The following is a 15,986-nucleotide window of genomic DNA, read 5'->3' on the forward strand; positions in this document are numbered from 1 at the left end:
CTTATTCTTGACAAAAAGCTGCGGAGTCGTTTGCTCCGCAGCTTTTTTGCTTTTTAGTACAAGCCGTTATTTTGCTGTTTGACGCGCCAGCCATAAAGCCTGCTGTACCCGTTCCCTGGCCTGCCGAAGAGAAATTCCCTCAGTTGCGGCAAGCTGTGACAGGTCCTCATATTCTGCCTTTTCTCGCGATATACCGTAGCCGGAAGCCCGTTTGATATGAATTTGCTTTCCTTCAACAGAAATAGAATAGGTGGAACGCTCCATTTCGTAGCGGGAAAAAGGATATTCCCGGACGCCCAAGGTAGAGGTGTGGGCAAAGAGGGTCCGAACAAGGGCAGCCTTGTCCGTTTCTTCACAAAGGACCGTCAGGGCAAGGGCGGGGCGGGATTTTTTCATGTAGATGGGAGTCATGTAGGCGTCAAGAGCCCCGTTTTTGCGGCATGCTTCCATGGCAAACGCAGCTTCCTCGCCTGTCATATCATCAATTTGGCAGGTAAGATGCCATAAGCTGCGGACCTTTTCCCCCGTTTCTCCCAAAAGGGTACGGAGTACATTGGCCACGGGATAGACCTTGTGGCCGAGTCCATAGCCAATGGCTTTTGTGGTCATGACGGGAAGGGGACCAAAGTGTTGAACGAAATGCTTCAGGATGGCTGCTCCTGTCGGTGTGCATAGTTCCCCTTGAATGGTCCCGCCGTAGATGGGAATCCCTTCGAGCAGGTAGCCCGTGGCCGGCGCCGGTACGGGAAGGATGCCGTGGGCGCAATGGACGAAGCCAGAGCCAATGTGGATGGGAGAGGCCATGATCTTTTCAGGCGCCAGATCATGGATGAGGTAGCAGGCCGCCGCAATATCGGCAATGGCGTCAAGGTTTCCGACTTCATGGAAATGAATCTCCGAGACTGGTTTTTGATGGGCCCGACTTTCAGCTTCGGCAAGGGCATCATAGACAGCAAGGACATCGGCCTTGACGGAATCTGTCAAATGAAGGTCCTTTACAATGGCTTTGATATCGGACAGGTTATGATGGGAATGGTGATGGTCGTGATGCCCAGGTTCCCTGTGTTCATGATGGTGTGTATGTTCATGGTGGTGCTCGTGATGCCCTGCGTCCCCGGTTGGTACAGGGCCCGTAGGAGAAAGGCCCGCAAGGGCTTCATGGTCCAGGACATCGAGGGTCTTTTCCTCCTTGCCACCGATTAGGACACGCATCATGAGTCCGGAAATTCCGCAGTTTTCCCCTCGAAGAAGGGTATAGGTAACGTTGGGGATGCCTATGGCATTCAGGCGGGGAAGGATTTCCTCTGGATGGGGATAAAGGGAAAGGAGGGAAGCTGTGATCATATCACCGGCAGCTCCCATAGAGCAGTCAAAATAGAGCAGTTTCATGAGTTTGTTCCTTTCACATGGTTGATGAGGTGGGCCTGGTAGGCGGCACCAAATCCATTGTCGATATTGACGACGGACACGCCGCTGGCACAGCTTGTCAGCATGGCACAAAGGGCCGTGACGCCCTTGAAGTTAGCTCCATAGCCAACGCTGGTGGGGACGGCAATGACGGGACAGCGGACAAGGCCGCCGACAACGCTGGCAAGCGCGCCCTCCATGCCCGCAATGGCAATGATGACGGAGGCTTCCATCAAGTCATCGAGATGGCTAAGAAGGCGGTGGAGACCGGCAACGCCCACATCCTGGATGGCTTTGACCCGGTTTCCGAGCGCGAGGGCTGTGAGGCGTGCCTCTTCAGCTACGGCAAGGTCACTGGTTCCGGCTGAAAGGATCAGGATGGTTCCATGCCCCGTTGGCTCGGGAAAAGAACCTAGGATGCCTATGCGTCCCGTCGCTTCGTAATGGAGGGGCAGGGTCTTTTGAATCTGTTCGGCTTTTTCTTGGGACAGGCGGGTAATGAGGACAGGACTGTCACTTTCCTTTTTGAGGACTTGGGCAATGCCTTCAATCTGCGCGGCGGTTTTTCCGGCTCCGTAGATGACTTCCGGAATCCCTTGTCGCTGGCCCCGCTGCGTATCAACTTGGGCATAGCCCAAATCGACAAAGGGTGCCTTGCGCAGGCTGAGGGAGGCCTCTTCAATGGACAGGGTTCCTTCCTTGACTTGCTGAAGAATCTTTTCAAGGGCAGCCATCAGCGCACCTCCAAATCCAGGAAGACCCCGTCATAGCGGGTTCGGAGCACGGCAAGGATATCCTCCCTGTGCTGTAAGAGCAGCGGGATCTGAGCTTCCTTTACCTGCAGCTTGGCACAGTCAGCAAAGAGCCGGACCCGAAAATCGGAAAGCCCAAGGCCCATGAGGTAGGTCTCCGCCCATTCAGTCCGTTCCAATTTTTCTTTCGTAATGGGTTCCCCTGTGGGAATCCGCGTGGCAAGGCAGGCATAGGAGGGCTTGTTCCAGGTGGGAAGCCCTAGGGCCCTGCTTCTTTCCCGGATCAAGGATTTGGTAAGGCCGCACAGGCGCAGGGGTGAAAGGACGTCCAGTTCTGCAAGGGCTTTCATGCCCGGCCGATCGGAAGCGTCATCGGAGGCGTTTGTGCCGTCAAGGAGAAGATTGTAGCCGTCTTTTTTGGCGGCTTTCCAAATGGTGGAAAAAACGGCTTTCTTGCAAAAGTAACAGCGGTCTTTCGGATTTTGGACAACGGTTTCATTTTGCAGGACATCAATGGGAAGGAGCGTGTGAGTAATGCCAATCTTTTTTGTCAGCGCTTTGGCCCCTTCCAGCTCAAAGCGGGGGACAAAAGCGGAATCAATCGTATAGGCATGGACAGACTGGGCATACTGGGCCGCGGCTGTCACAAGATAGGTAGAGTCCACACCGCCTGAAAAGGCAATGGCAACTCGGGGATGTGCCTCAAAAAAGGCTTTGAGGTCCATGGGAATCACTCCTTTTTAAGGACTTTTTTCTGTCCCCATTATATCATTGATGAGCTGGATTTCAGGAAAAAAGAAGCGTGAATTTTTTTAGACAGGCCCTCTATCAATTAATGCGTTAACCATAGTAAAATGCTAGGTTGACTAAAGGCTGGCGGCGCCGTAGAGTAAAAAGGATTTCGAATCGAGGTGAAACCATGCAAACAAGAAATCTACGTGAACTCGTCCTCTCGAGCCTCTTTGTAGCGCTTATTGCCATCGGTGCCATTATCCGTATTCCTCTTGGCTCAACGGTCTATACCCTACAGTTTTTAGCCACCCTTCTTGCCGGCGCCTTGCTAGGCGGCCGCTTAGGGGCGCTTGCTGTCCTGACCTATACGGTGATGGGCCTTGTTGGTCTGCCAGTCTTTGCTTCAGGGGGCGGCCCCAGCTACATCCTGCAGCCGACTTTCGGCTATCTTGTGGCTTTCATGCTTCAGGCTTATGTTGGGGGAACGTACATCCGGCGCAGCGGCCCGATTACGTTCAAAAAGCAGCTGACAGCGCATCTCATCGGCCTTGTCATTGTTTACACCGTAGGCATCGCTTATTTTTATGCAGTGAGCCGATATTTGCTGCAAAGCACCATGACTTTCGGTGTCATGCTTTGGTACTGTGCGGTGCTGCAGATTGTCCCCGACCTTGTCATTTGTGCCGTGGCCGCCCTTATTGGGGAGCGGGCCTACCGGATCGGTCTTTGGATCAAGTAAAAAAGGAAAAGAAAGAAGGAAGAACATGGGAAGAGGATTGTTTGTTACAGGTACAGGAACGGATGTGGGAAAAACTTTCGTCACAGCCCTCATGGTGAAGAAACTGAGGGAGCATGGGTATGACGGAAGCTATTATAAAGCGGCCCTGAGCGGAGCCGAAACAGGAAAAGACGGGGGACTGATTCCCGGCGATGCCCAGTTTGTGAAAATGGCGGCCGGGCTTTCCGAAGCGGCGGGGGATCTTGTGACCTATATCTACAAAGAGGCCGTATCACCTCATTTGGCCTCCCGCTGGAATAAGGATTCCATTGACCTTACAAGGATCCAGGAAGATTACGCCCGCCATTTGGCCCGTCATGACTATCTGACTATGGAAGGCAGCGGCGGCATTATTTGCCCTCTTTCTTGGGAATCGGAAAAGCGGCTGCTGCTCGAAGATGTAATCCTTGCCTTGAAGCTCCCTTGCGTCATTGTGGCGGACGCAGGTCTTGGAACCATCAATGCGTCGGTTCTTACGGCGCGTTATCTGAAGGAACGGGGAATCCGTGCAAAAGGGTTCTTCTTTAACCATTGGGATGAGACCGATCCCATGCAGCAAGATAATTGGGCCATGACAGAGGCGCTCACGGGGCTTCCCATCCTTGCCGGCATCAAGGACGGCGATAGGGATCTTTCCTTGTCTGCAGACCGCCTTGCCGCCCTATACGAATAAGAAAGGAGCTATTCCATGAATGATTATCAGCAGCGGGATCTTGCTCATATCTGGCATCCCTGCTCCCAAATGAAAGATTATGAAAGCCTGCCGCCCCTTTTTGTGGATCACGCAAAAGGGGCCTGGCTCTATGATGAAAAGGGGAAGGCCTATCTTGATATCATCAGTTCCTGGTGGGCCAATCTCCTGGGGCATGGCAACCCCGTCATCAATGAACGCATCAAGGCCCAACTGGAAAAGCTCGAACATGTGATCTTTGCCGGCTGCACCCATGAAGCGGCCATTACCCTTACAGAAAGGCTCCTGCCCCTTTTGCCTAAGGGGCTGACAAAATTCCATTTCAACGATAATGGATCTTCCTCGGTTGAGGCCGCCCTCAAGATTGCCTTCCAGTATCAACTCCAGACAGGCCACGGTGAACGGACCCGCTTCATGTGCCTTTCCGATGGGTATCACGGCGAGACCATCGGGGCCCTTTCCGTAGGGAGCATGGATCAATTTGCAAGGCTCTATCAGCCCATGATGATGGATAATATCCATGTAAAGGCCCCGGACTGCTACCGCTGTCCTTTTCATAAGACGCGGGAAAACTGCCAGGGAGACTGCATCCAGTACGCGGAGGAAACCTTTGCCCAATCTGCCAAGGAAACCTGTGCCCTCATCGTGGAACCACTCCTGCAGGGCTGCGCCGGTATGCGCGTTTATCCGGCCGTGTATCTGAAAAAACTGCGGGCGCTGTGCGATGCCTATAATGTGCTTCTTATCTGTGATGAAATTGCCACGGGATTTGGCCGGACGGGAAAACTATTTGCCTGTGACCATGCAGGAATCACGCCGGATATCATGACCGTTTCCAAAGGACTTACCGGCGGTTATCTGCCTATGTCCATCACGCTCACGACGGATGCTGTCTACAATGCTTTTTATGCGGATTACAGCGAGCACAAGGCTTTTGTCCACAGCCACACGTATGCAGGAAATCCTTTGGGCTGCGCGGCGGCTCATGGCGTCTTGGATGAACTTATGGACCATGGTGTCCTCAAAAAGGCCCAAACCCTTGCTCCCTGGCTTACGGAGCAGCTTACCCAGCGCGTAGGGGAACATCCCCATGTCGGGGAAATCCGGCATATCGGACTGATCCATGCCTTGGAACTGGTGGCGGATAAAAAGAAGAAGACGCCGTATGATCCTTCCCGCCGCATGGGCTATGAACTTTATCAGAAAGCGCTTTTCAAGGGGCTTTTGCTGCGGCCTTTGGGAGATGTGCTCTATTTCAATCCGCCCCTTACGATTTCCCGGGAAGAGCTGACTTTTGCCCTGGATGTCCTTGAAGACGTACTCCAAAGCCTTTCTTAAGAGGCATTGCACTCTTTGGCTCAAGCTCCTATAATAAGGGCCGTACCCTTGTAAAAAAAGGAGCTGATGGAAAATGGCCATCCTTGAACATGATGCCTTTATGAGTGATGAGCTGCGTCGTGTCCCCCTAAAGGAACTGACAAACCGTCTGGATTCTTTCCGCCGCGTTATGACAGAACGCGACCCGGCATGGAAAATGGCGGTCATTACGGATAAAATCGATATGTATTATTTTGCGGGAACCATGCAGGATGGGGCCTTCATCATCCGGCCGGAGGATGCCATCCTCTGGGTTCGGCGGAGCCTTGCCCGGGCCAAAAATGAATCTCTCCTGCCGGAATCCATGCTTCGCCGCATGCACAGTTTTCGCCAGCCAGCAGAGTTTTACGGAAAAGATATACCGTCTGTCATCTATTTGGATAACAAGCATACCAGCCTTGAATGGCTGGGATTCTTCCAGAAGTATTTTCCCATGAAGCAGCAGCGGGACCTGACCCCTGTCCTTGCGCAGCTGCGCAGCATCAAGAGTGATTATGAACTGGAACTTTTGACGCGGGCGGGACGCATCCACGAACAGGTTCTGATCCATGATGTGGCCCCCTTCCTTCACGAAGGCATCAGCGAGGCGGAACTGGCCGTCCGTCTTTATCTCAAGATGCTCCTTCTGGGAAGCCATGGTGTGGCCCGGACCAATCGACCGACCGGGGAAGATGTCATTGGGCTGGCCTCTTTTGGGAAAAGTGCCCTTGTCCGTACGGCCTTTGACGGTCCCGGCGGTACGGGCGGAACCTGCGTGGCTGTCCAGAGCATTGGGTCGGCCTTCCGTCTCTTTAAACGGGGTCGCCTTGTCTATCTTGATATTTCCTGCGGGGTCGATGGCTACAATACGGATAAGACCGTGGTCTATTACTATGGGGACCTGAATCTGGATCCTGACCGCGAAAAGATCCTGAAGGCCTATGCCTACTGTCTGGCCCTTGAAAAGGAAACCGTTTCCCTTTTGAAGCCCGGAGCTGTTTTTGGCGATGTCTATGATACGGTCATGGCACATTTTGATCCAGCCTACGAACCGTATTTCATGAATGGCGGCCGTTTCTTGGGCCACAGCATCGGTCTTGTTATGGATGAGACCCCCGTCATCACTCACGGTGTGAAGGATATGGTCAAGGAGAACATGGTCCTTGCCGTGGAACCGAAGATTGGCCTTCCCGGTATTGGCATGGTGGGCACGGAAAATACCTATTTCATTGGGAAGGATGGGCCTATTTGCCTTACGGGCGGCCCGGTTCCCCTTGCTGTCATCAAATGAACTCGCCAAAAAGGACACTCCGTGATACAATATAGGGCATGAGTCCAACCTGAGGGGGGAGCCTTATGGCAGATGAAGAAACCTATATCCTGACAAAAGAGGATTTCCAGGAACAACAGGAAGTCATTAAGAAACAGATCCTGGGCAACACCAAACTGGAAGGCCGGGAAAAACGCATGGCCCTTACCGTCCTGGACGGAATCGGTCAATCCGTCATGGCTGGCGGCGTCCGGCAGCACGGGATCACCAAACAGATGATGAAGGTGAGCCTGCCTATCTTTGGCAAGATGAGTGAGGATAAACGCCACAATGAAAAGGAACTGAAGGTCCTTCGGGCACTGACCATGGTGGTATATGAGGCCCTTTACGGGAAACGCCGCTGATGACAGCAGTGACGATTTTTCTCATTGCTGTATCCCTGTCGATGGATGCTTTTGCAGTTTCTGTCTGCGGCGGCATGCGCCTTGCCGAGGATCGGAAATTTAGGGGCGGCCTTCAGTACGGGGCTTGGTTTGGTATCTTTCAGGCTTTGATGCCTTTTTTAGGTTATCATTTGGGCCTGTATTTTGCCGCTTGGGTAGATGCCTATGCCCACTGGATCATTTTCTTGATCCTTTCCTGGATTGGCATTGGAATGATTAAGGAGGCACATGAAGAAGTCTCCTGCAAGGTCATTACAGGACCCTTGACGATGTTGGGCCTTGCGGTTGCTACCAGCATCGATGCCTTGGGCGTCGGTGTGGGCTTTGCCTTTGAAGGGCTCGACATTGGACCTACGGTCCTTGAAATTGGGACAATCACCTTTTGTTTATCCTTTATGGGCTGTGTTTTTGGATCCTATATTGGAATGAAAGGAAAAGCCAAAGCGGAATTGATGGGCGGCCTTGTACTTGTCGGCTTAGGGATAAAGAGTCTCCTTGGCCATTACTTTTTTTGAGAGATTGAAAAACCACGATCTGGACGCTTGAGTGCGTTCAAAGATCGTGGCTTTTTTTATAGGGGATGGGAGGGGCCCCTTTTTTGATGATGGTTTCCCCAAATCGTTTCTTCAGGGCATCCACAGCAAGGCTTCGCTGGGTATTGCGGTCGCTTTTGGAAAAGAGATTTTGCTCAGAACTTTCCTGTGGGACCAAGTGGCTCACGGTTACGCCAAGGAGCCTTACAGGATCCCGTAGGGGGTTCCTGCGGGTCAGGATCTTGACGCGTTCCATGATTTCTTCATCCAGCTGCAGGGGCAGGTCAGAGGAAAGGCTTCTCGTATGGACCTTGAAATCCTGTGTCTTCATCTTTAGCGTGACCGTATATCCGGAAAGGCCAGCACTTCGAAGACGAAAGCCCACTTCTTGGGAGAGGTTCCAAAGGATTTCCAGGATGACTGCATGATCTCGCAGGTCTTTTTCAAAGGTCAGTTCCCGGCCAAGGGATTGACGCTTTTCATCAGGAATGACGGGACGGTTGTCAAGACCGTGGGCAAAGCGTAGGATGGTTTCCGTATTTTTCCCGAAAAGGGGGGAAAGAAAGGACGCGTCACAGGCGGCAAGGTCCCCGATGGTCCTGATGCCAAAGCGCGTTAAAAGGGAGGCGGACCTTGCTCCAATGCCGAAGATGCGGGAAATCGGAAGAGGGGCGATGCGTGAGGCTGCCTCGCTCTGCCGGATGATGACAAGACCATTGGGTTTTTTGAGGTCGCTGGCGAGTTTTGCGAGGAACTTATTGGGAGCAAGGCCAACAGATGCTGTAAGGCCCGTTTCCTTTTTGATGCGTTCCTTGATGCGGAGGCCAAGGGCGGGGATGTCACCTACAAGGCGTTCCATGCCTGTTAGGTCCAAAAAAGCCTCGTCAATGGAAAGCGGTTCCACAAGGGGAGAAAATTCATGGAAGATTTGACGGATCTTTTGGGACAGTTCCAAGTATCTTCCATAGCGGCCTTCGACAAAGATGCCCTTAGGGCACCGCTCCAGGGCTTCCTTCATGGGCATGGCCGAGTGGACACCAAAGCGCCGGGCTTCATAAGAGGCCGTGGAGACAACGCCCCTTCCGGAAAGCCCGCCGACGATGACGGGTCTGTTGCGGTATTCTGGATGATCCAGCTGCTCAACGGAGGCAAAGAATGCGTCCATATCAACGTGCATGATCCAGCGTGGTCTGTTGGAAGAAACGGGTTTCATTGGAGAATCCCGCCGCCTATAACGACGTCTGTTTCATCACCAAGGCCATAGAGGACAGCGGACTGCCCTGGTGTAATGGCGCGCTGGGGCTCGTCAAAAAGGATGGAGAAGGTATCGGATCCGGTCGGGGTGACGATGGCCGGCTGCGCTTCCTGTCGATAACGGACCTTGACAAGGCAGGCAAAAGGTGCGTCCGGGACCTTGCCGGAAATCCAGTTGGCTTCCTTTACGGCTGCATCGCGGCGGAAAAGAGCCTGTGAAGGACCTACAATGACCGCGTTTTTCTTAGGATCGATGGCTATGACATAAAGCGGTCCATCGGGTTGGGGAAGTCCCAGCTTCTTGTGCTGTCCAATGGTATAGTAGATAATGCCTTTATGTGTGCCGATTTCCTTCCCGTCCAAGGTGAGGAAAGGACCTGGTTGGGGCTCATAGGAAAGGATGCGCTGTACGGCCTCTGTATAAGTTCCGTTGGGCACAAAGCAAATGTCCTGGCTGTCAGGCTTGTGGGAATTGATGAAGCCGCTTTCTTCGGCAATTTCCCGGGTATGGGTCTTTTCATAGTCGCCCAAAGGAAACTGCGTGTGGGCGAGCTGTTCCTGCGTGAGGTTATACAGGACATAGCTCTGGTCTTTTTTTGGATCTTTGGCGCGGAGCAGTTCATAGCAGCCATTGCGTTTCCGTATGCGGGCGTAATGACCGGTGACGATGGTGTCGCAGCCCAGTTCCTTTGCCCGTTCGTATAGGGCGCCAAATTTCAGGAACTTGTTGCAGTCAATGCAGGGATTTGGTGTTTTCCCGAGGGTGTAGGAACGGGCGAAGGTTTCCATGACATCCCGGCGGAATTCGTCCATGTAGTTAAAGACAAAATAAGGCATGCCCAGACGGACAGCGACGCTGCGGGCGTCTTCCACATCCCGGATGCTGCAGCAGGTCTTGCTGCTGCAGCCGGCATCGGGGTTGTTGTAGAGCTTCATGGTGCAGCCTACACATTCATATCCTTGATCAAGCATAAGTTTTGCGGCTACGGATGAATCAACGCCGCCGCTCATGGCGATGAGTGCTTTCATAGGGATTCCTCCTTGGCATCTATAATTGACGCATCGATGATGCGGGGAATGTGACCCATAGTGGGCCAGAATCGGCTAATAAGGTCCTTTGCGGCAATCTTGAGGGACTTATCATTACGGAAGGGATGGAAGATTAGGTCCTTTTTCGATAAGAGGATACGGGAAATGAGCAAGTGTTACGGCTTGTTTCGTATCAAAAAGCAGTTCCAAGGCCGATACAGCCCCTTTTTCACAGCAAAGGAGACGGGAAAGAGCCTTTTTATCTTTTTATCTCCAAAAGTAAGATGTCCTGCTCCAAGCGTTTCTTGAAGGGCTTTTCCTGTAAAGAACTCTCCTTCAGCAAGGAGAAACAGGAAGAACAGCTTCTTTTTGGGTGCCTCCCCAAAAAGATCTTTTACCGCCACAGCCTTCATGGTTTCCGCAAGGGCAAGGCCTTCGTCAAGGGTCACGATGGGCGGATGAGGGAAACCCTCATAGAGAATCTTTAGCTTTTGAAGGGGACCATAGATTTGTATTTCCTTATTGGTCAGCATGGTGCAGGTTTCGTAGGGCCGTAACGTGACCGATGACAATTTCCGCAATGGTATCGATGTCTTTTTCGTCAAGGTCTGCACCAAGACTGAACCGGATGGACGAGCGGGCCTGTTTGGCTGAAAGCCCCAAGGCAAGAAGCACATGGGAAGGTTCCGGTGAGCCGGAAGCACAGGCGGAGCCTGCCGAAACACAGATGCCGTCCATGCCCAATAGGGGCAGGAGGGCTTCTGATGGGGCGCTGTCAAAGGTCATGTTGAGCGTTCCTGGAAGGCTGGGAGAAAGGGCGCCGTTTTGCCGCACGCCTTTAAGGGCCAGCAGTTTTTTCCGCAGACGCTCTTTGAGGGACCGGATGCGAGCGCTTTCCGCAGCCTTTTCCTGCATGGCTTTTTCAAGGGCTGCGGCCATACCGACAATGGCCGGGATATTTTCTGTTCCCGCCCGTTTGCCCCGTTCCTGGGCCCCGCCTTCGATGAGGCTTTCAAGCTCGATGCCCTGCCTTGCATATAAGATTCCAACACCTTTGGGTCCATGGAACTTATGGGCTGAAAAAGACGCCATGTCAATGACCCCTTTTGTAAAATCAAGGTCCATATGGGCCGCCCCTTGTACGGCATCCGTATGAAAGAGAACGCCTTTTTCATGGCACAGGGTCCCTATGGCCTCGATGGGCTGGATGGTGCCAATCTCGTTATTGGCCGCCATGACGCTGACGAGGGCCGTATCTGGGCGCAGGGCTTTTTTGACACTTTCGGGACTGACGAATCCATCTTTTGAAATGGGAAGCAGCGTGACCTCAAAGCCTTCTTCCTTGAGGCGCCTCAGACTGTGGAGCACGGCATGATGCTCCATGACGGTGGAAATAAGATGACGCTTTCCTTTTTGGGCGCCTATATGGGCCCCTGTAATCAAGGCCTGGTTGTCGCTTTCGCTGCCGCCGCCCGTAAAGGTGATTTCTGACGGGTGGACGGATAGGGCGCGGGCTGCCTGTTCCCGTGCCATAATAAGGGCGCGGGCCGCTTCCTGCCCCTTGGGATGCTGGCTTGAAGGATTGCCGTAAGCTTCTGTAAGATAGGGCATCATCGCCTTGAGGGCTTCGGGATAAAGGGCGGTGGTGGCCGCTTGATCCAAATAGTAGAACATGATGGAACTCCTTTTTTCAGGGGAAAAACTTCCTTGAAAGGGAAGGATCCCGGTTTTTGGTTTCCTTATTATACACCAAAGTGGCTGTTCTAGGTACTGCCCCTTTGCCAAAGGGACAATCAGATGGCAAGAAACGGCCATTTTCCTAGAAAAAATGCCATGGAAAAGTTCTTGAAATGTTTCATGAAGCATGGTAAAATAGTCAAGCTGTATATATGAAAGTATATACTTCTTCTGCTCCCATCGTAGGGAAGCAAATCCAAAGGAGGAGGTGATTTCGTGAATAACTACGAAGTCATGTACATCGTAAAGCCGGTTGAAGAGGAAGCTTATAGCGCTGTCGTAAAGAAATTCGACGACCTTCTGACGGCTAACGGCGCCACTATCGAAAAGACCGATAAGTGGGGCAAAAAGCACCTGGCTTATCCCATCCAGGACATCCAAGATGGCTTGTATGTATTGACCACTTTCAGTGCTGAACCTGCCGCCGTTAAGGAATTGGACCGCGTGATGAAGATTACCGACGAAATTCTGCGTCACATGATCATCCGCAAGGGCGAGTAAGCAAGGAGGATTTGGTGTATGAATAGGATATTTTTGTTAGGCCGGCTCGTACGCGATCCGGAAGTACGGGTAACTCCTACGGAACGTACCGTCTGCACCTTTACTCTGGCGGTGGACCGTCCCTTTACTGCGAAGAACGGCCAGCGCGAAGCGGATTTTATCAACATCGTAACTTGGAATAAAACCGCTGAATTATGTGGGAACAGCTTACTCAAGGGACAAAGGGCCCTCGTGGAAGGACGCCTGCAGATCCGTTCCTATGATGACAAGGACGGGAACCGTCATTGGGTCACGGAAGTCATCGCAGATCGGGTTGAATTCATTGAAAGAAAGGGTTCGGGTTCCCCGGCTCCTTCTTCTCAAGGCAGCGCGCCTTCCCAGAGCGGAAATGCCCAGAACCAAGGGGGCATGGAAAGCTTTGGCTCTCCCATGGGTTTTGACGAAGAAATCCCATTCTGATAGGAGGGAAATACATGATTAACAAGCGTGACCGCGGAAACAGAAGACCGAGAAGAAAGGTCTGCTCCTTCTGCGTTGATAAAGTCGAAGAAATCGACTACAAGGATGTCGCAAAACTGCGCAAGTTCATCACCGAACGTGGCAAGATCCTGCCGCGCCGCATTACCGGTACCTGCGCAAAGCATCAGCGTCAGCTGACGATTGCTATCAAGCGCGCCAGAAACGTTGCTCTGCTGCCGTTTACGGCAGAATAAGGAGCTTAAAGGGCTGTACAATGAAGCGTTGCTTCATTGTACAGCCCTTTTTTCTGTGCCTATGCCTTGGCTGAAAGAAGAAAAGAGACTCCACCTTGAATTTCTTTACATAAAACCCTATACTTTGAATAGATAATTGTTGATAATATATCATTTTTTTAATTGGTGGGAGGTGGATGGGGTGAACTTCCTTCAACAGACATCCCTTGGCCTGTCTTTTCTTTGGCTTGTAGGGTCCTTTGCTCCGGCCCTTGCCTCAGCGGCCAAATCCGCTCCGCAGACTTTTTCTGGAGCGGCGGGGCAAAAGGATCCTTCTTGGATCGATTTGGCGACGTCTTATGGGAACCCGTACGTCCGGGATGACGTGGATGCTTCGCTATCGCAGCAACAGCTGGCTAGCTGGTGGGAACTCTTCCATGATGACACGCTGACAGAACTCATTTCTTTGGCCCTTGAGAACAATAAAGATCTTGAAGCCGCCCGTTCCCGGCTTTCTGAAGCTCGGGCCCAAGTTGGGATCGCAGAGTCTGCCCGGCTTCCCTGGATTAATCTGAATGGGGGATGGATGCGGGGAAACGTGCCGGATCACGTGGTTGACGGGGTGCTTCCCGAAGGTCCTGTACGGGACCAGATGGGGATTGACCCGCAGACAGACGGATCCTTTGCCGGGATTGACGCGTCGTGGGAACTAGACGTTTTTGGAAGGACAAAAGCCAAGGTGCGGGCAGCTTCCGATACCCTTCAGGCCCAAAACGCCAAACTATATGAAGTGTGGGTCAGTTTATCGGCTGAACTGGCTTTAAACTACATCACCCTGCGGACTTTGCAGGCAGAGCGGATGGTTACGGCATCCCACATTGCCAGTGAGGAAGAAACCTTGGAATTGCTGCAGGTCAACCGCAAGGCGGGGCTTCTTTCCGATGTGCCCCTTCAGCAGTCGGAATATACCCTCTATAGTACCCGTTCCCAATTGCCCGCCCTCGATAAGGAAATTGCCGGCACCCTTTCGCGGATTGCCCTTTTGACCGGCACTGTCCCGGGCTTTCTTGACCAGAAGCTGCGGACACCTCAGCCGCTTCCCGATATTGATGCACGTCTTTATGGGGCCATTCCGGCGGACCTGTTGAGGCAGCGGCCGGATATCCATGCCGCTGAACGCGCTTGGGCGGCTCAGATAGCCCGGACTGATGAAGCACGGGCCGCACTGAAACCTAAATTTTCCATCCTAGGGCTGCTTGGCTTTGCGACCCTTGGCGGGGGGCTTTTCTCAGCCGGCAGTCAGGGATTTTCCCTGGTTCCCCAGATTTCCTATCCTCTGTTTTATGGCGGAGCCCTCAAAAAGAATGTAGCTGTCCAAAAGGCCGCGGAAAAGGAAAAGAAAGCCCTTTATGAAAAGATGGTCCTCAAAGCAGCGGGGGAAGTCAGATCGTCCATGGCTGCCATTGCTGAAGATCATGCTGCCGCCCTGACACTCCAGAAAGGACGGGCCGCTTCCCATAAGGCCTATGAACTGGTCCGCCATAACTATCACAGCGGGCTGGGGACCTATCTGGATGTGCTGGATGCCCAGCGGGCCTATCTGCAGGCTGACCAGAAATATACGGTCTCTAAGGGAAAGGAACTGTCTTCCTTGATTTCCCTTTTCAAGGCCCTTGGAGGTGGTTGGGGACCGCTTGAGGAAGGAAACGGGAGCGCTGTCAAGCGTCATCAGTCGGCGCTGACAGACGGCGGACCGTATGAAGAGAAAGGAAACGAGGCTCATGAAAGAATTCATCAATAGCCTTTGGGGGAAAAAGGCCGGAAAGGCCGCTATAGGAATCCTTGCTGCCCTTTTTATCATTGGTGGCGGTGTGACCTTATATGAGCGGCATGAAGCGAAACTGGCTGCCCAGACGCTGACCCTCAATGGAAATGTCGATCTGAGGGAAGTTTCCCTTGCGTTCAAGAACAGTGACCGCATTGCTGAAATCCTGGTCGAGGAAGGGGATGCGGTCAAGAAAGACCAGGTCCTTGCCCGTCTTGATTCGGATGCGCTCCAATATAAGGTGAAAATTGCGGAAGCCCAAGTGGCAGCCCAACAGGCCGTTGTGGATAAGCTGCATAATGGGACCCGCAGGCAGGAACTTGATCAGGCTGTTGCCAAAGCCCAGGAAACAGCGGCGAATCGAGATTTTCTCCAACGTGAATATGAACGCAAGCAAGCGGCTTACGATGCGTCCCAGGGCCGCTCAATCAGTGATGAATCCCTCGATGATGTAAAAAGCAAGCTTGACGCGGCTACGGCCCGCGCCAATGAGGCCCAGGCCAATTATGAGCTTGCTCTGGCCGGTCCCCGAAAAGAGGACATTGCGTCGGGAGAAGCCAAACTGGAGAGTCTGACCCAGGAATTGAAAGAACTTCAGTATACCCTCGGTCAATATGAACTCAAGGCCCCTCAAGATGGGGTGATCCGTTCACGGCTCCTTGAAGTGGGGGATATGGCTTCCCCGCAGAAACCGGTCTTTCGAATTTCCCTCAACACAAAAAAATGGGTCCGCGTTTATGTCAAGGAATCTGATTTAGGAAAACTTCATGAAGGCAGTCAGGCCAGCGTCTATATCGATAGTTTCCCCAATCACGCGATTCAGGGACAAGTAGGCTATATTTCAGGAACAGCCGAATTTACGCCTAAAAATGTGGAAACAAAGGACCTGCGTTCGGCCCTTCTTTATGAAGTCCGGGTCTATGTAGAAGACCCTGATAATCTGCTTCGCATGGGAATGCCGGCTACGGTCAAAATCAAACTGTAAA

At 52.6% G+C, this 15,986-nt stretch carries 19 protein-coding genes; 11 read left to right on the forward strand and 8 right to left on the reverse strand.

All coding sequences use genetic code 11. The features are described from left to right. Window positions 1-66: 66 nt before the first annotated feature. The 3 genes from larC to larE are packed head-to-tail and all read right to left on the reverse strand — an operon-like array spanning window position 67 to window position 2,884. A complete protein-coding gene (gene larC, locus HMPREF1246_RS09405; protein ID WP_009015726.1) occupies window positions 67-1,389 on the reverse strand; it encodes a nickel pincer cofactor biosynthesis protein LarC in 1,323 nt (440 codons plus the stop codon). After that, on the reverse strand, window positions 1,386-2,141 hold the full coding sequence (larB, locus tag HMPREF1246_RS09410) for a nickel pincer cofactor biosynthesis protein LarB (protein ID WP_009015727.1): 756 nt from the start codon (window positions 2,139-2,141) through the stop codon (window positions 1,386-1,388). Before larB ends, larC begins: the two co-directional genes overlap by 4 nt. Beyond that, complete coding sequence (larE, locus tag HMPREF1246_RS09415; protein WP_016459852.1) at window positions 2,141-2,884, reverse strand: ATP-dependent sacrificial sulfur transferase LarE; 744 nt, start codon at window positions 2,882-2,884, stop codon at window positions 2,141-2,143. The genes larB and larE overlap by 1 nt, the downstream gene beginning before the upstream one ends. Before the next feature lie 194 nt (window positions 2,885-3,078). Between larE and HMPREF1246_RS09420 the strand changes: the two genes are divergently transcribed. From HMPREF1246_RS09420 to HMPREF1246_RS09445, 6 genes are all read left to right on the forward strand, one after another. Continuing rightward, window positions 3,079-3,630 carry a biotin transporter BioY gene (locus HMPREF1246_RS09420; protein ID WP_009015729.1) on the forward strand — a complete coding sequence of 184 codons (552 nt, stop codon included), beginning with the start codon at window positions 3,079-3,081 and terminating at the stop codon, window positions 3,628-3,630. A 25-nt stretch (window positions 3,631-3,655) separates the two neighbouring features. Next, a complete protein-coding gene (bioD, locus tag HMPREF1246_RS09425; RefSeq protein ID WP_009015730.1) occupies window positions 3,656-4,342 on the forward strand; it encodes a dethiobiotin synthase in 687 nt (228 codons plus the stop codon). 15 nt (window positions 4,343-4,357) lie between these two features. After that, complete coding sequence (bioA, locus tag HMPREF1246_RS09430; RefSeq protein ID WP_021737366.1) at window positions 4,358-5,698, forward strand: adenosylmethionine--8-amino-7-oxononanoate transaminase; 1,341 nt, start codon at window positions 4,358-4,360, stop codon at window positions 5,696-5,698. A gap of 73 nt (window positions 5,699-5,771) precedes the next feature. Then, window positions 5,772-7,007, forward strand: a complete 1,236-nt coding sequence (locus tag HMPREF1246_RS09435; RefSeq protein ID WP_021737365.1) for a Xaa-Pro peptidase family protein — start codon at window positions 5,772-5,774, stop codon at window positions 7,005-7,007. A gap of 65 nt (window positions 7,008-7,072) precedes the next feature. Continuing rightward, a complete protein-coding gene (locus HMPREF1246_RS09440; RefSeq protein WP_009015733.1) occupies window positions 7,073-7,390 on the forward strand; it encodes a hypothetical protein in 318 nt (105 codons plus the stop codon). After that, a complete protein-coding gene (locus HMPREF1246_RS09445; protein WP_021737369.1) occupies window positions 7,390-7,944 on the forward strand; it encodes a manganese efflux pump MntP family protein in 555 nt (184 codons plus the stop codon). The genes HMPREF1246_RS09440 and HMPREF1246_RS09445 overlap by 1 nt, the downstream gene beginning before the upstream one ends. Before the next feature lie 37 nt (window positions 7,945-7,981). On the opposite strand, the gene HMPREF1246_RS09450 is transcribed toward HMPREF1246_RS09445, so the two are convergent. Genes HMPREF1246_RS09450 through HMPREF1246_RS09465 form a run of 5 tightly spaced genes read right to left on the reverse strand, consistent with a single transcriptional unit; the run spans window position 7,982 to window position 11,919 of the window. After that, on the reverse strand, window positions 7,982-9,175 hold the full coding sequence (locus HMPREF1246_RS09450) for a DNA polymerase IV (protein ID WP_009015735.1): 1,194 nt from the start codon (window positions 9,173-9,175) through the stop codon (window positions 7,982-7,984). Further along, the gene (gene mnmA / locus HMPREF1246_RS09455; protein ID WP_009015736.1) at window positions 9,172-10,245 is read right to left on the reverse strand and encodes a tRNA 2-thiouridine(34) synthase MnmA; all 1,074 of its coding nucleotides are present in this window, start codon (window positions 10,243-10,245) and stop codon (window positions 9,172-9,174) included. Before mnmA ends, HMPREF1246_RS09450 begins: the two co-directional genes overlap by 4 nt. Continuing rightward, window positions 10,242-10,418, reverse strand: a complete 177-nt coding sequence (locus tag HMPREF1246_RS10625) for a hypothetical protein (protein WP_014128038.1) — start codon at window positions 10,416-10,418, stop codon at window positions 10,242-10,244. Before HMPREF1246_RS10625 ends, mnmA begins: the two co-directional genes overlap by 4 nt. Before the next feature lie 3 nt (window positions 10,419-10,421). Continuing rightward, window positions 10,422-10,778: a hypothetical protein gene (locus tag HMPREF1246_RS09460; RefSeq protein ID WP_021737375.1), complete on the reverse strand. Its 357-nt coding sequence runs from the start codon at window positions 10,776-10,778 to the stop codon at window positions 10,422-10,424. Further along, window positions 10,765-11,919 (reverse strand): cysteine desulfurase family protein, encoded by a 1,155-nt coding sequence (locus HMPREF1246_RS09465; RefSeq protein ID WP_035224763.1) that lies wholly within the window; start codon window positions 11,917-11,919, stop codon window positions 10,765-10,767. The genes HMPREF1246_RS09460 and HMPREF1246_RS09465 overlap by 14 nt, the downstream gene beginning before the upstream one ends. Window positions 11,920-12,198: 279 nt before the next feature. Here HMPREF1246_RS09465 and rpsF point away from each other — a divergent pair, with 279 nt between their 5' ends. From rpsF to HMPREF1246_RS09490, 5 genes are all read left to right on the forward strand, one after another. Then, window positions 12,199-12,483 (forward strand): 30S ribosomal protein S6, encoded by a 285-nt coding sequence (rpsF, locus tag HMPREF1246_RS09470; RefSeq protein ID WP_009015739.1) that lies wholly within the window; start codon window positions 12,199-12,201, stop codon window positions 12,481-12,483. 18 nt (window positions 12,484-12,501) lie between these two features. After that, window positions 12,502-12,942 (forward strand): single-stranded DNA-binding protein, encoded by a 441-nt coding sequence (locus HMPREF1246_RS09475; protein ID WP_035224766.1) that lies wholly within the window; start codon window positions 12,502-12,504, stop codon window positions 12,940-12,942. A gap of 17 nt (window positions 12,943-12,959) precedes the next feature. Continuing rightward, complete coding sequence (gene rpsR, locus HMPREF1246_RS09480; RefSeq protein WP_026385409.1) at window positions 12,960-13,196, forward strand: 30S ribosomal protein S18; 237 nt, start codon at window positions 12,960-12,962, stop codon at window positions 13,194-13,196. Between the two features lie 181 nt (window positions 13,197-13,377). Continuing rightward, on the forward strand, window positions 13,378-14,976 hold the full coding sequence (locus HMPREF1246_RS09485; protein ID WP_021737381.1) for an efflux transporter outer membrane subunit: 1,599 nt from the start codon (window positions 13,378-13,380) through the stop codon (window positions 14,974-14,976). Further along, entirely contained in the window at window positions 14,957-15,985 is a 1,029-nt protein-coding gene (locus HMPREF1246_RS09490) for an efflux RND transporter periplasmic adaptor subunit (protein ID WP_016459847.1), read from the forward strand. The genes HMPREF1246_RS09485 and HMPREF1246_RS09490 overlap by 20 nt, the downstream gene beginning before the upstream one ends. Window position 15,986 lies beyond the last annotated feature (1 nt).

It is taken from the genome of Acidaminococcus sp. BV3L6, from assembly GCF_000468835.1.
GTDB lineage: Bacteria > Bacillota > Negativicutes > Acidaminococcales > Acidaminococcaceae > Acidaminococcus > Acidaminococcus intestini.